This window comes from Anaerococcus hydrogenalis DSM 7454 (genome assembly GCF_000173355.1).
Classification (GTDB): Bacteria; Bacillota; Clostridia; order Tissierellales; family Peptoniphilaceae; genus Anaerococcus; species Anaerococcus hydrogenalis.
Genome location: NZ_ABXA01000003.1, coordinates 1 through 14,498, shown reverse-complemented (window position 1 = coordinate 14,498; position 14,498 = coordinate 1). Strand labels below are relative to the sequence as shown.

The following is a 14,498-nucleotide window of genomic DNA, read 5'->3' as shown; positions in this document are numbered from 1 at the left end:
GGAGGAAAGTATGGAAATATTAAAAGTAGAAAATTTAAGAAAGGAATACGGCGAGGGTAATTCTAAGGTTATTGCCTTAGACGGTGTTAACCTTGAAATTGAAAGAGGCGAATTTGTTGCTATTGTAGGACCGAGTGGGTCTGGTAAATCAACCCTACTACATATCATAGGAGGAGTGGATAGTCCAGATGGTGGAAAAGTTTACATAGATGGTAACGACATCTCAAAGTATTCCTCAAAAGAATTAGCCTACTTTAGAAGAAGAAAAGTTGGACTAATCTATCAGTTTTATAATTTAATTCCCAACTTAACAGTTCGTCACAATATAGAACTTCCACTAAAACTAGATAAAAGAAAAATAAATCAAGATGAATTTTCAGATATAGTTAAAAAATTGGGTATAGAAAGTAAACTTAACTCTTTTCCAAGTGAACTATCAGGTGGTCAACAACAAAGGGTTGCCATAGCAAGGAGTCTTATCTATTCTCCGTCTCTTGTACTCGCTGATGAACCAACGGGAAACCTAGACAGGGAGAATTCAAGAGAAATAATTGAAATTTTAAAATATTTTAACAGGACTTTAAAACAGACAATTATAGTAATCACCCATGATGAGTCTATAGCCCTAGAGGCAGAAAGGGTAATAACAATTGTCGATGGGAAAATAGTGGGAGATGAGAATAATGAATAAGAAGAATCTCTCAATCTCACTTTCACTTTTTATAACTGCAATTTTCTTTACATTTTGTGTTTACTTTGGATATGTAAATAATAAGTTTGATTATGAACATTTTAGGAATAGATCAATTTATGATGCTAAAATTATTTCTGATACAGTTTTTAGTGACTCAAGCAAATTAAAAGAAATAAAAAACATTAAAGAAGCGGGAGAAGTTGCAGTAGAAAATAATTCTGCCAAGCTATCTCAAAATGTCTTAGTGGTAAATTACATAGACCAGGGTTATAACAAGATGTTAGAAGATAATATGTTAAAAGAGGGAAGTTTTGCTACAAAAGATAATGAAATTACCATACCAAAAAGTCTTGCAAAAAAAGAAAATTTAAAAATTGGCGATAAGATAAAAGTAGAATTTGGAAATAGATTGGTTGATGGAAAACAAATAAAAGCAGTTTCAAGTGTTACTAAGGATGAAGAATTTATAAGAAAAGATAGCAAAGAATATGTAATAAGTGGTCTCACAAGAAATCTTTACAATGAAAATATGAAGGTTTTTTATGCTTCTACTGTCATAGGAAAGGGTCAAAAAACCAATAGCTTTGTAAGATTTGATAATTTTAGAAAAGCCTATAGTAATAAAGATAATTTAGAAAAAGAAATAGCATCTGCCTTGAATAAAGATAAAGTAGAACTTGCATTTAGCGAGATAATGAAAGATTACTATAATGTTGATGGAAGTCTTTTACAACAAAATAGGCAGGTGATTGTAGACTCTATTTTAATATTTGCTACAATCCTCATTTTTATATTTTTTGTAAAAAATATTTTTACAGTTTGGGGTCTAAGAAAGATAAGAGAAATTTCAATGTACAAATCAATTGGTTCAACAGATTATCAAATTTATAAATTGCTTTTAAAAGATGGATTAAAAATTTCATTTTTACCAATAGTTTTGGGACATATTTTCGGATATGGAGGAATCAACCTCCTCAATCTTGGAATTCAAAGGATTGTAGAGGTAGAGGAAAAGTACAAGTATATAGAATTTTCGCCAAGCCTTTCACTTGTAGTTCTATTAATTTGCTTTTTTATAATTTTCATATCAATATTTGCTCCAGCTAAAAAAATCGCAAAGATAAATATAATTGATGGTATAAAGGGCAACTTTAGTGACAAAAATATAAAACTAAAAAGGAATAAAGATATTTGGAAGGAATTAAAGATAAATAATTTAAAAACTATTTCTTCTCAGAGATATATTTCTGCAATTGGAATGATAATTGTATCAATTTTTTTGATAGTTTTCTCTATGGCAAAGTACAATAGGGTGAAGAATACTTACACTTACAATACGAATATTAATATACTAATTCATTCAAATGAAGCTGAAGTTCCAAATGTCTTAAAGGATATAATGAAGACTACAGAAAATCACAGAGCCTTCCTTTCAACTGAAAAATATATTTCCCTTAGTAAGGATCAAAATTATTCAGATGAGTTTAGGTCTCTTGATTTAGATGAAACAATCCGCAAATATTATGATAATGGCGAAGATTTTTATCTCGATGGAATTATTACGGCCTTAGATGATCAAACTTTTGAAAAAATAGGTGGCAAAAAGGGAGAGGCTTTGCTATTAAATAGGGTCCAAGTCAATCCAAATGCACCTATTGATGGATCAGAAACAACAAAATATTTTAAAAACATAAATAGTTTAAATTACTCTATAACAGAAGAGAAAAAAGATTACAATTATTCAATCAAAGTAGATAAATTAATCGATAGCACAAAGGACTTTAGGCAAAGAAGACTACCTTTTTATGTGAATTTATACGTTGATTTTGAAACATATTTTAAATTATTAGATGAATGGAATAAATATTATTTAAAAAACAACAATGAATTGAGAAGAAACACCTATGAATTATCAATGCAAGTTGATGAAAATAAGTTAGACGATATAAAGAATGAAGTTAAAGAGAGATTAGATTCTTCCATTGCCTACAATGAAACTTATAATTTAACTACAAGCAAAGATGTAGAGGCAAATCGCATGAAAGATGTAAAAACTTTTGGCCTTATGATAATTTCTATTGCAAGTATAATTTTCATTTTAAATATAACTAATGGATATTCTTCCATTAATTTGAGTTTAATGGCAAGGAAAAAAGAAATTGGATCTTTAATTTCTTGTGGAATAGATGAGGAAGAACTAAAACATATATATACAAGAGATTTTATATTAGAAGAAATTAAATCACTGGCAATAGTTTTAATAGTAAGTTTTGCTGCTTTATTTGTAATTGCAAAAATATCTCCAACATTGGATATGAAAATTTTGTTGTCTTATTTTGAATATAAATATTTCCTTGCTTTTGGAATTTTGATTTATGGTATAAATATTTTAATTTACAAGACAACTTTACAAAATATTTTAAAGATCGATCCCATTGATTTGATAAGAGGATTTGACTAGGAGGGACTTATGAGTAAGAATATTAGTAAGATTTTACAAAAGTCCTGACTCTAAGGGCTTTGGCATAGGACTTGCCATGGCAAAATCAATTGTTGAGGCAAACAATGGAGATATATCTGTAAAAAAATGGAAAAGATGGTGCGATTTTTAAAATTAAATTTTACAATGTCACTTAAAAGTCATTTTAACCCTTTATTATTGAGACAAAAAGAGGGAGGTACATATGGAAATTGTTAGAACTGAAAACTTATCAAAAACTTATGGAAGTGGAGAAAATGTTGTAAGGGCAATTGATGATGTTAATTTAAAAATAGAAAAAGGAGAATTTATTGCAATTGTTGGACCAAGTGGATCAGGCAAGTCAACTCTACTTCACTTGTTGGGTGGAGTTGACAATCCAAGTTCTGGAAAAATATTTATAGATGGCAATGACATCTCAAAGTATTCCTCAAAAGAATTAGCCTACTTTAGAAGAAGAAAAGTTGGACTAATTTATCAATTTTATAATTTGATACCAAATTTAACAGTTCGTCACAATATAGAGCTTCCATTAAAACTTGATAAAAGAAAAATAAATCAAGATGAATTTTCAGATATAGTAAAAAAACTGGGTATAGAAAATAAACTTGACTCATTTCCAAGTGAACTTTCAGGAGGTCAGCAGCAGAGAGTTGCCATAGCCAGAAGTCTTATCTATAATCCATCTATCATATTAGCGGATGAACCAACAGGTAATTTGGACAGGAAAAATTCTAAGGAAATTATAGAAATTTTTAAATATTTTAACAAAACCTTAAAACAGACGATTATCCTAATCACACATGACGAAGAAATAGCCTTACAAGCAAATCGTATTATTACAATAGTAGATGGAAAAATCCTAGGAGATGAGAAACATGAATAAAAAGAATTTTCCTATTTTCATCTCATTATTTATTGTAAGTCTGTTTTTTACTGTGGTTTTTTATTATGGTTATACAAATAGACAAGCCAACTATGGATATGCCATGTCAAATAATTTTTATCATGCTGAGATTAAGGATGAGTTATCAAATGAAGAAGTAGAAAAACTAAGGTCTATTGAAGATATCGAATTAATTGGGAAAATGTCACTTAATCCAGATAATGCTAAATATAATAATGATTTACTTGTCATTAATTATCAGGATGAAGCAATAAATGAAATGAGAGAGTATTCAAGACTTCAAGAAGGTAGATTTGCTGAAAATGAAGATGAAATTGTACTATCTGAAAGCATAGTAAAGAAAAATAAACTTAAAATAGGCGACAAGCTAGAACTTTATTTAGGCAAAAGGTTGTTAGACGGAGAAGAGATAGGACCCACAAGTGCAAATACTGACAGAGAAAAATTTGAGAGCCAAGGTTCTAAGAGTTTTACTTTAGTTGGTGTTTATGGAGATGTCTACAACAAGTACAGTAAACTAAGTTTTGCTCTAGGTCTACAAGATAAAATCCCTACATTTAGAACCTTTATAAAGTTTAACTCTTTCGAAGAAGCTTACAAAAATAGAGATAAAATACAAGCAGAAATCAATCAGACTTTGGGTAAAAAAGTTAATTTAGAATTTTCCGAAGGTCTTATAAATTATTACGGAGTAGAAAATGAACCCTTACAAAATATAATGAGCAAGGCTGTCCTTGTTCTATCAGTTCTTGGATGCGTAGCAATATTTGTGTTTTTTATAAAAAATATCTTTTGGGTTTGGGGACTAAGGAAGATTAGAGAGCTTTCCATCTATAAATCTATTGGATCTACCAATGGACAAATTTATCTCTTACTTCTAAAGGAAGGACTTGTTACAACTGCAATTCCAATACTCTTAGGACACATTGCAGGATTTTTCTTTATGTATTGTTTGTATAAAAACATAACAAAAGGTGAAGGAGTAAGTGCCTTTGAAGTGATGAAATTCAATCCCTTATTAAGTTTGGCAATACTTGTAGTTTCCTTTGTGATTGTGGCACTAGCCATTAAATCCCCTGCTAAAAAGATTTCTAAAATAAATATCATAGACGGCATAAGAGGGAATATAGATTTTTCAAAATCAAAGAAAAAAAGAGCCAAAGATTTTTGGAAGGAATTAAAACTCAACAACTTAGCTTCAATAAAATCACAGAGATATATTTCTGCAATAGGGATAATTATTATTTCAGTATTTATAATCACTATAGGCATATCAAAATACTACAGAGATTATTCTAGTTACGATAATGGCTATAATTTTTCTGTTGATTATTTTAGTGAAAAGAATCAAGTCCCAAAAATATTAAATGAAATTGTAGATAAAATTCCTAACGAGAAGTCATATATTTCAAAAGATAAGTATGTTAAAGTAGAAAACAATAACGAATTCTCAAAAGAAGCAAAGTCAGCTGGATTAGACGAGGAAGCTAAAAAGAATATTAAAAAACATAAGTCAGAAGGTATGGATGGGTTTATCATCGCCTTGGAAGAAAAAGACTTAAGAGAACTTGGAGGAAAGAAGGGCGAATTTATTCTCTACAATACAATTCAAGAAGATTCTTCTATTCCAATAGCTAAGGCAAAGAGAATTCCATATTTTGAAAACCCACAGACTTTAGATATTAACTTAAATGATTATAAGAAGACTATTAAAATTTCAAAGACGATAACAGATTTGGGAAAATATAAGTCTAAAACAAGCCCCTTCGATGTAAAAGTTTATACAGATTTTGACACTTATTTTAAACTTATGGAAGAAGCAGGTGATGAGAAATACAAAAATTATGCCTATACATTAAATATGAAGATAAAAGATTCGGATACCAAAGATATAAAAGAATATGTAGAGGCCATGATTAGAAGTAAAATCTCACCGGAAGATCGTTTTAATATTACTACAGGTGAGGAAACAGCAAAAAATGAATATAACGATTTGAAAAGTCTAATAAAAATTGTATTAGGAATTGCATCAATCATCTTTGTACTAAATATAACTAATGGCTACTCATCCATTAATTTAAGTCTTATGAGCAGAAAAAAAGAAATCGGCAGTCTCTACTCTTGTGGGATGGACGTGGATGAGTTAAAGAACATCTATCAAAAAGAATTTATTGAAGAACAGGTAAAATCCTTTATAATTTCTATTATGGTGAGCTTAGGTCTTATATTTGTAATATCATTAATCGCTCCTGATTTAAGAATGAGTACTCTAATAAAATATTATGACTACAAAAGTTTCCTAGGATTCTCACTAGTCGTCTATGGTATTAATCTAATAATCTATCATTTTTCTTTAAAGAGAATTTTAGACAGACCGACTATAGATTTAATTCGAACAATATAATTTCAAATAAAGAGAATAGTATGAAGAAAAATATCAGTAGAAAATTATTTCTACTTGGACTCACGATTTTTGTGATTTACTACCTACTTCCAGTAGATATATTTCAAAGCTATACAAGTCTAAGACTAACTGGACTGACATTAATGTTTGTCTGCCCAATTATTGGATTAATAGGTTTAATATTCGGGGTAAAGGAAAAGGACAGATTAATTATAGTGTTGAATATTATGTTAATCTTATTACTTCCTATAGCAATGCTTTTAGGTCATCTAATATAAGTAATGCGTCTAAAACAAGAAAATAATAATCTAAACAGCTCTTTTATGAGCTGTTTTTTCTGTGCTTAAGAATAATATAATAAATTACATTATAAATAATAATTTAACATATTTAAACATACAAGATTTTTATAAATATGAAACTTTATTCATACTGACCACTTAAGCTATTCAGGAACCGTTTTTTCAACGAAGATTAAATAGAAAATTATAAGGCTATGAGAATTTAATATTAGATTCAAATACCTTATTTATAAAAAGTTTGAAAAAATTTAGAGTTTATAGTAAATCATGAATTAGAAAAAACAGTTATATTGAATTTTTGTTTTAAAATTAGTAGATAAAGTAGTTGTTTACGAGGAGAAATTAAAGGTAATATTCAAGTCTGGAATTGATACTTATATTGACAAGTAGCAGATCCGTAAAGGGTCTATTTTTAATATAAGTGATAATGGTATAATGTATTTAAAGCTGTATATAAGGGAGAGCATTTCATTGAAAATACTAATGATTGAAGATGACAGCACAATTGCTTTTGCTGTTAAAACTTACTTAAACAAACATAATATTGAAACTATTATTTATAACAATCTTTCTCTGACAGAAAATCTTAATTTTAATGATTTTAATTTAATTCTACTTGATGCCAATCTTCCAGATGGATCAGGCTTTAATTTTTTAAAGTGGCTGAGGGGATTTTCTGACCTTCCTGTAATAATGCTTACTGTAAAAAATGAAGATGAATATGTTATAAAAGGTCTTTCCCAAGGATCAGATGACTATATTACAAAACCTTTTTCTCTTCCTGTCCTAAAGGCGAGAATAGACAATGTATTTAGCAGAAAAGTTAAAAAGGTGGACGAATTGACTTTTGAAAATTTATCTTTAGATCTTCTTTCAAAGCAAGCTTCAATAGATGGAAAAGATTTAGATTTGAATTTGAAAGAGTTTGCTGTCTTGGAAATGCTTTTAGAAAACCAAAATATAAATCTATTAAGAGAGAGAATTTTAGATTATGTTTGGGGTTATGATTCTTATGAAGTTAATGACAATACCCTAACTGTTACCATAAAGAGACTCAGATCTAAACTTGGAGATTATGGTAATCATATAAAAACAATAAGAGGAATAGGATATAGGTGGGACAATGAGTAAAAACAAAAATATTTTACTTGTCTTAATTTTAAATTTGATAATGTCTTTGTTTGTAATTTATCTCAACCCAAGATTTGACATTCTAACACTTATAGGTTTTTTACTTATAAATATAATTCTGTTTATAGTTATTTCAAAAATTGAAAAGAAAAAAGAAAAAGCTCTTGAGGATAAGATTAACAATATATTTAACCTACTACATTCACTTGATATAAACTCTGATAATTACGAAATTATTGACGATGAATTTGGCAAACTCAGAGATGAGATTATTAAAATTATTATAGAAAACAAGAGAATAGCTGAAAATGCTGAAAAAAACAAAGAGATCTTAAGAGAATATACTGAAGACATTGCCCATCAAATAAAAACTCCTCTAACTGGATCTCTATTATTACTAGACTTATTAGAAGACGAAAATGACAACTTTTCCGAAGAATATATAGAAAGACTCAGAGATAATTTACTTAGACTCCACAACTTATCTGATATTTTATTAAAACTTGCAGCCCTTGATTCTGGCACAATAGAAATGGCAAAAGATAGTATATCAGCTAGAGAGTTAATTGAAGATATCATACATAAGCTAAAAGATTATTTTATCAATGATAATATTGAAATTCCTCTTTATGGAGAAGATTTTGATCTTATATGCGATAAGAAATGGACTTATGAAGCACTTTTCAATGTGATGAAAAATGGCATAGAAGCTACAGAAGGTAGACATATAGAAATTCATCTAAAAGAAACGAATTTATATAAAAGTATTTTTGTGGAAGATTTTTCTAAAGGTTTGGATCGTGAAATGTTAGAAAAAGTTTTTAAACGTTTTTATAAGATAGATCCAAATTCAAAAGGTTATGGGATTGGGCTTCCTATGGCAAAATCTGTTATGGAAAGACAAAATGGAGAACTTTTATATCATAAGGGAAAGAAATCAAATTCCTTTGAACTGAGATTTTATAACTGATTTAATCATGGCTGTGTAAATAAAGCACAGCCATTTTTTTAGTCACTCTCCAGTCACTTAAGCCTAGTATTATATAGACAAGTTAAGGAGGATACAATATGAATATAGTAAAAACAGTAGATTTAACAAAAACTTACAATAGCGGAGTAGAAGTAAATGCCCTTTCAAATGTAAACTTTGAACTAGAAAAAGGAGACCTAGTTGCCATCATTGGAGACAGTGGATCTGGCAAATCTACACTACTTCATTTACTTGCAGGAGTAGATACACCAACAAGTGGTGATATATTTATTCAAGATAAAAATATTACCAAGTTTAACAAAGATGAGATGACAATCTTTCGCAGAAGAAATATTGGCGTTGTCTACCAATTTTTTAATTTGATTCCAAACATCAACGTTCGAAAAAATATTTTACTTCCTCTTTTATTAGACAATAAAAAGGCAGATGAAGAATATTTAAAGGAAATTTTATCGATACTAGGAATAGAAGGAAAGCTTGATAGGTATCCAAAACAATTATCCGGTGGAGAGCAACAAAGAGTCGCTATTGCCAGAAGTTTGATTACAAGACCTGCAATAATCTTAGCAGATGAGCCTACAGGAAATCTCGATAGAAAAAATTCTGAAGAAATCACAGGACTTTTCAGACTTGTAAATAAGAGATTAAATTCTACAATTATGATAATAACTCATGATGAAAAAGTAGCAAATTCTTGTGATAAGGTCTATAGAATGGTAGATGGTAGGTTAAATTTCTTAGGAGATGAAACTTATGAAAATTATTAATGATCTAGCTGATGGAGCTGTAAAAGATAATAAGAAAGACAGTTTTGCTATTAAAATTTCCATACTTTTAGCAGTTATATTGCTAGGTACAGTTGTATTTATTGTAGGATCCTTAAAATATGACAAGTATAACTACGTAAGAAAAACTATTGGAGACTACCATGTAGCAATTACTGAAGTTGATGAAAAACTATATGATAAATTAATAAATGATACGGATATAGAAAAAATTTCTTTTAATAAAATCATAGAGACAGATTTAAATGCAAATATTTATGAAAATGGAAAATATAGCAACCTATTAACTGGCTATGAAATTAAAAAAGGAAGAAAACCTAATAACTCAAGCGAACTATTAGTGCCAGAAAGATTTTTAACAAAGAATAAAAATTATGATATAGGCTCTAAAATTACTGCAAGTGATAAAACTTATATTATAGTTGGAGTCTATGATGATTATGGATATTCTTTTGAAAAGTCTATGTTTCTTACTTTGGCTGATAGTGATAAAAAGATAGACTTATTAAAAAACAATGGAGGTTTAGAAGCCTTAATTTGGTATAAGCATCCAAGAGATACTTATACAAAGACTAGGGAAATTTTATCTACTATGAATATAGACGAGAAGTCTTCAATAGACATAGGAAGACTATCTTATAATACAGATATTTTAGAGTATAAGTTGATTTATCCTCAAGGAATATTTCCGCCTAAGTCAGTGATAAAATCTGCTGTAGAAGAGTATAGTGCGTATTTTTTTCTAGTTCTTCTATTTGCTTTTATTATCTATGGTGCATTTAACGTATGGAACAATAGGGATTTAAAAGAAATTGCCCTATTAAAAAGCACAGGTATGACTGCAAAACAAGTTAAAAAAATGATAAAAAAGAAAGCCTTTAAGCTATCTGCATTGCCAGTAGCCTTAGGTACACTTCTATCCTGGGTTTTCGCAAACTTATTAATGTATTTAATGTGGCTTAATAACTCAGTATCCTATAAGAATATGTCTGAGATAATTGGAGAAAGTTTTAAGGCACCAGATTTTCACTTAGTTTATTTAGATCCTACTTCTATTTTAATAATTATTTTATTATCGCTTTTGACAGTATATTTATCTGCGACAATCCCTGCTAGGAAAAGTGCAAAATTAAAGATAATAGAAGGTTTAAATGGGATTACAGAAAAAAATATAAAATTAGGAAAATCAAAAATAAATGGACCTATAGAAAAGACTTTAGCAAAAGATTATTACAGGTCTTATCGCTCAACCTATCGAATTATTGTAATTTCAATGGCTCTTTCTGCATTTGTACTGACCACAGTCTTAGTTAGCCAATCATATAGAACTTTGAACGAAAAATATAACTCTTATAAAAGTCCTTACAATTTTAATTCAAGTATTTACACTGATAAGAATTTAGATGAAAACTTATTAGCTGATTTAGAAAAAGTTGACGGAATAAAAGAGCTTCACCTATATCAAAGAAATGACACTAAGTTTTACCTTGACGATAATAAAGACTTTATTTCTAAAGACTTAAAAAATTCTCTTGATAGTGGGGAAATAGCAAAAGATAGTCTATATGCAAGTTTATACGCTTTAACAGATGAAGATTTTGAAAAAATTTTAAAAGAAAATAACATCCCTAATGCATCTTATTTATTACTTAATAAGATAAGAAAAGATAATAAAACTCCGTATGCTTTTAGTGAGTATATAAAAATTTCTGATAAGGATACAGGAAAAGTAACTTTAAAATATAATGCACAGGGCAAACCAATAAATATAAAAATTGACGCAAGTATTGATGAAATGCCTTATGACTTAGAAGCTTATAATGACAATCAAATATCTATCTTTACAAGTGAAAGTACCATGAAAAAATTTATTGATGAATATGGAATAGATAAATCAGATCCTGTTTACTATTATTTTGTAAAAATAAAGGCTGAAAAAAACAAGAAAAAAGTATTTGAAGATGCCGAAAAAGTAATTTCAAATTATGTACCAAAGTCTGACCATGGAACAGCTACAGAAATTTTAAGAGAAGCAACAAGTAAAGAGCAAACAAGGAATGAAAGACTTTTAAACCTAGCTATTCAAATCATTCTAATAACAATCGCTCTTTCCAATGCCTATAATAGTTTTAAAGGCAACCTTAGAGCAAGAGCCAATGATTTTAAACTCCTATCCACTACAGGTATGACAGAAAAACAAATGGAAAAGATGGTCTTTGGAGAGGGGAAAATATTGTTTAAAAATATTTTCTTAGTCTATATCTTTATGTTCGCTATAGGTATTGTGTTAAGAGCCTACAGGAGCAACTATGAACTAGGATTTGCGATAAAAGGTTTGATAACAAATATGAATTATGTCCCTCTATTAATAGTATTTGTATTTATGATTGCAGGAGTTTTAGTAGCAATAAAAAGTGGTTTTAAAACAATAAACGAAAACTCAGATAATACTTTCAAGAGTATATAAGAAAAAGGCTGTGAGCATTAAACTCATAGCCTTTATCATGTAATTTAACGAATTCTAAACCAGTTTCTCTTTCAATGAGCATTATGTAGGGCTGTTTTGTCTTAGTTCTAAAAAGATATAATAATTATAAGATGCTCATTGATTAATATATTCCCACATATGAGGTTTTTGAGAAATATTAAACCTTATCCACACTAACACCCAAGACACGTGGAAGCAATAGCTATTCTTTCAAAAGAAATTGGGTAAATTAGACTTAAAAAAGAAAATAATTGTACTGTGATAGCATTACAATAAAACGAAAATGGAGATGAAAATCATGAAAAAATATATTGGAATAGCATTCGTTTTAATAACTATTTTGTCATTAACTGCATGTGGCAGTAATGGCAGTAATAAAGAAATAGTTCTACCAAAAGCTGAAGAAGTAAAAGAAATTGAAATTATGGAGAACACTTCAGAAAAAAGTTTGAAAATTGAGAATAAAGATGAAATATCCGGCATTATTGCAGAGATTAAGGAAAACACCAATGATACTGGTAAGGAAAGTGTTAATGATCAACCCACAAATATAAAGGATTGTATTATCGTTAAATTTCATTATAAAAAAGCAGAAGAAAGTCCAAGCATTGCGTATTTATATAAAGACAAAAACAGTCGTTATGTTGAACAGCCATATGCAGGTATTTGGAAGTTAAGAGAAGAAACATTTGATAGAATCAGTAGTGATTTGATTAAATAATGAGATTCAACCATCCGAGTTTATCGAACTTATCATCTTGACCTATTCCCACATACCAAGCCTTTTCAAAATCTCTGATTTTATCTATACAGACCACTCAAGCCATGTCGAAAGTATGGTATTAATTTCAATAAAATAAGAATATAAAATTATATGTTATTTATATTTATCCATGAATTAGGAGAAAATAATGATAAAGAAATTAGGAAATATTAGCTTATCAAGTGATGGTTTGGGGAAAGTTTTATTGAGTATGAAATAAAAATAGGTTTATACAGATTTGGTGGATAGCTTTAGTGAGATGTGGATGACAAATCTCTTCTAGTGATTCCCCACAAACGGTGCCGCCCTCTCAAGCACAAAAAAACGAGTTCAAGTGGGTATTAAAGAATATCATTCAAAAGGGAAAATATTTATTCTCAACTATTGACAATAAAACTTGTCATGATATAATATAAATACCAAGTAAACTTGGCAAAAGAATAAAGGAGAATGACTATGAAAAGAGATGAAATTTTAGCAAGAAGTCGTGAGGAGTATAGAAATCACGATGAGATGATGGTTGATATTTTTAAAAAAGCAGGTGAAGTTTCCAGCCAAATCGGATTAGCTGTTGCTGCCATCCTATTTGGAATTGAAGCTTTTTTCTTCAATTCCTTTAATTATGGAATACTAAGTATTTATTTTAGTATTGAAGCAACGAAAGAGCTTGTTAAGTATACAAAATTAAAAGAAAGAAAGCAATTGTTAATGGGGATACTTATGGCGATTATAGGAATTGCCTTATTTGTAGCTAACCTTATAACATTGAAGTAGTGATGGATTATGGATGATAAACTAGTTCTCAAAAATCATTTAAAAGAAGTTAGAAAAGAAAAAGACTATTCACAACAACAGTTAGCTGATGAGGTGGGTGTTTCAAGAAATACAATTAGCTCAATTGAAACTGGTCAATTCAACCCCACTGCTAAATTAGCTTTGATACTTTGCATTGCTTTGGAAAAGAAATTTGAGGATCTTTTCTATTTTTAGACAAATATAGTTAAACTAAAAATCTCCCTACAGTAAACAATATAGTTTATTGAAGGGAGATTTTATATTTAAGTATTAGACCAGCTATCAAATGTCAAGAGAAAATAGAAAATAATTAATCTTGTAATTTATGGCACGTCAAACAAAGCCTAAAAATTAGGCTTAGAAAACTAAATAACAATTAAATATTAGGTATGTAAGCTTTGTTATCCCTCAAAACAGCAAAAATAATGTTAGTAAGTTTTCTAGCAACTGCACCAATAGCTGTACCATGAGCTTTACCCCTTTGTCTAAGTTTTTGATAATACACAGACAGAGCAGGATCTTTAAAGGCAGCAACACTAGCAGCAAGCCAAATAGCACGTCTAAGATAAGGAGAACCACGTTTAGAAATCTTAGTATCGGTAGCATTAAAATTTCCAGATTGCTTAACAGCAACATCTAAACCAGCATAAGCAACTAACTGATTAGCTCTCTCAAATCGTGAAACATCACCGATTTCTGAGAAAATAGCAGCGCCTAAGACATCACCAATACCAGTGATAGAAGTAATAACAGGGCATA

13 protein-coding genes and 1 pseudogene are annotated in these 14,498 nt (G+C 29.3%); 13 read left to right on the top strand and 1 reads right to left on the bottom strand.

The features are described from left to right. Positions 1-10: 10 nt before the first annotated feature. The 13 genes and pseudogenes from ANHYDRO_RS00605 (at position 11) to ANHYDRO_RS00550 (ending at position 13,934) form a co-directional block, all read left to right on the top strand. A complete protein-coding gene (locus ANHYDRO_RS00605) occupies positions 11-691 on the top strand; it encodes an ABC transporter ATP-binding protein (RefSeq protein WP_004812342.1) in 681 nt (226 codons plus the stop codon). Next, positions 684-3,155: an ABC transporter permease gene (locus tag ANHYDRO_RS00600; RefSeq protein WP_039913638.1), complete on the top strand. Its 2,472-nt coding sequence runs from the start codon at positions 684-686 to the stop codon at positions 3,153-3,155. Before ANHYDRO_RS00605 ends, ANHYDRO_RS00600 begins: the two co-directional genes overlap by 8 nt. A 16-nt stretch (positions 3,156-3,171) precedes the next feature. Next, positions 3,172-3,331, top strand: a pseudogene (locus ANHYDRO_RS10170) (sensor histidine kinase); the annotation flags it as partial. Between the two features lie 47 nt (positions 3,332-3,378). Further along, complete coding sequence (locus tag ANHYDRO_RS00595) at positions 3,379-4,059, top strand: ABC transporter ATP-binding protein (RefSeq protein WP_004812338.1); 681 nt, start codon at positions 3,379-3,381, stop codon at positions 4,057-4,059. Further along, a complete protein-coding gene (locus tag ANHYDRO_RS00590; RefSeq protein ID WP_004812337.1) occupies positions 4,052-6,484 on the top strand; it encodes an ABC transporter permease in 2,433 nt (810 codons plus the stop codon). The genes ANHYDRO_RS00595 and ANHYDRO_RS00590 overlap by 8 nt, the downstream gene beginning before the upstream one ends. Before the next feature lie 20 nt (positions 6,485-6,504). Further along, positions 6,505-6,762 (top strand): hypothetical protein, encoded by a 258-nt coding sequence (locus ANHYDRO_RS10165; RefSeq protein WP_004812334.1) that lies wholly within the window; start codon positions 6,505-6,507, stop codon positions 6,760-6,762. Positions 6,763-7,257: 495 nt separating this feature from the next. Then, positions 7,258-7,917, top strand: a complete 660-nt coding sequence (locus ANHYDRO_RS00580) for a response regulator transcription factor (RefSeq protein WP_039913636.1) — start codon at positions 7,258-7,260, stop codon at positions 7,915-7,917. Further along, positions 7,910-8,887 (top strand): sensor histidine kinase, encoded by a 978-nt coding sequence (locus tag ANHYDRO_RS00575; protein ID WP_004812332.1) that lies wholly within the window; start codon positions 7,910-7,912, stop codon positions 8,885-8,887. Before ANHYDRO_RS00580 ends, ANHYDRO_RS00575 begins: the two co-directional genes overlap by 8 nt. 98 nt (positions 8,888-8,985) lie before the next feature. Further along, positions 8,986-9,675, top strand: coding sequence for an ABC transporter ATP-binding protein (locus ANHYDRO_RS00570; protein ID WP_004812330.1), 690 nt, complete (start codon positions 8,986-8,988; stop codon positions 9,673-9,675). Further along, on the top strand, positions 9,662-12,160 hold the full coding sequence (locus ANHYDRO_RS00565) for an FtsX-like permease family protein (protein WP_039913634.1): 2,499 nt from the start codon (positions 9,662-9,664) through the stop codon (positions 12,158-12,160). The genes ANHYDRO_RS00570 and ANHYDRO_RS00565 overlap by 14 nt, the downstream gene beginning before the upstream one ends. Before the next feature lie 319 nt (positions 12,161-12,479). Then, complete coding sequence (locus ANHYDRO_RS00560; RefSeq protein WP_039913632.1) at positions 12,480-12,902, top strand: DUF5301 domain-containing protein; 423 nt, start codon at positions 12,480-12,482, stop codon at positions 12,900-12,902. A 498-nt stretch (positions 12,903-13,400) separates the two neighbouring features. Then, complete coding sequence (locus ANHYDRO_RS00555) at positions 13,401-13,718, top strand: DUF6442 family protein (RefSeq protein ID WP_039913630.1); 318 nt, start codon at positions 13,401-13,403, stop codon at positions 13,716-13,718. 9 nt (positions 13,719-13,727) lie between these two features. Then, entirely contained in the window at positions 13,728-13,934 is a 207-nt protein-coding gene (locus ANHYDRO_RS00550; protein WP_004812321.1) for a helix-turn-helix transcriptional regulator, read from the top strand. A 181-nt stretch (positions 13,935-14,115) separates the two neighbouring features. Here ANHYDRO_RS00550 and ANHYDRO_RS00545 read toward each other — a convergent pair. Further along, a partial coding sequence (locus ANHYDRO_RS00545) for an IS110 family transposase (protein WP_004812319.1) occupies positions 14,116-14,498 on the bottom strand: 383 nt, incomplete at its 5' end.

Coding starts and splice junctions, on each gene's coding strand:
- ANHYDRO_RS00590 (WP_004812337.1), top strand. CDS start 4,052: ATGAATAAAAAGAATTTTCCTATTTTCATCTCATTATTTATTGTAAGT.
- ANHYDRO_RS00555 (WP_039913630.1), top strand. CDS start 13,401: ATGAAAAGAGATGAAATTTTAGCAAGAAGTCGTGAGGAGTATAGAAAT.
- ANHYDRO_RS00570 (WP_004812330.1), top strand. CDS start 8,986: ATGAATATAGTAAAAACAGTAGATTTAACAAAAACTTACAATAGCGGA.
- ANHYDRO_RS00575 (WP_004812332.1), top strand. CDS start 7,910: ATGAGTAAAAACAAAAATATTTTACTTGTCTTAATTTTAAATTTGATA.
- ANHYDRO_RS00565 (WP_039913634.1), top strand. CDS start 9,662: ATGAAAATTATTAATGATCTAGCTGATGGAGCTGTAAAAGATAATAAG.
- ANHYDRO_RS10165 (WP_004812334.1), top strand. CDS start 6,505: ATGAAGAAAAATATCAGTAGAAAATTATTTCTACTTGGACTCACGATT.
- ANHYDRO_RS00560 (WP_039913632.1), top strand. CDS start 12,480: ATGAAAAAATATATTGGAATAGCATTCGTTTTAATAACTATTTTGTCA.
- ANHYDRO_RS00595 (WP_004812338.1), top strand. CDS start 3,379: ATGGAAATTGTTAGAACTGAAAACTTATCAAAAACTTATGGAAGTGGA.
- ANHYDRO_RS00550 (WP_004812321.1), top strand. CDS start 13,728: ATGGATGATAAACTAGTTCTCAAAAATCATTTAAAAGAAGTTAGAAAA.
- ANHYDRO_RS00600 (WP_039913638.1), top strand. CDS start 684: ATGAATAAGAAGAATCTCTCAATCTCACTTTCACTTTTTATAACTGCA.
- ANHYDRO_RS00605 (WP_004812342.1), top strand. CDS start 11: ATGGAAATATTAAAAGTAGAAAATTTAAGAAAGGAATACGGCGAGGGT.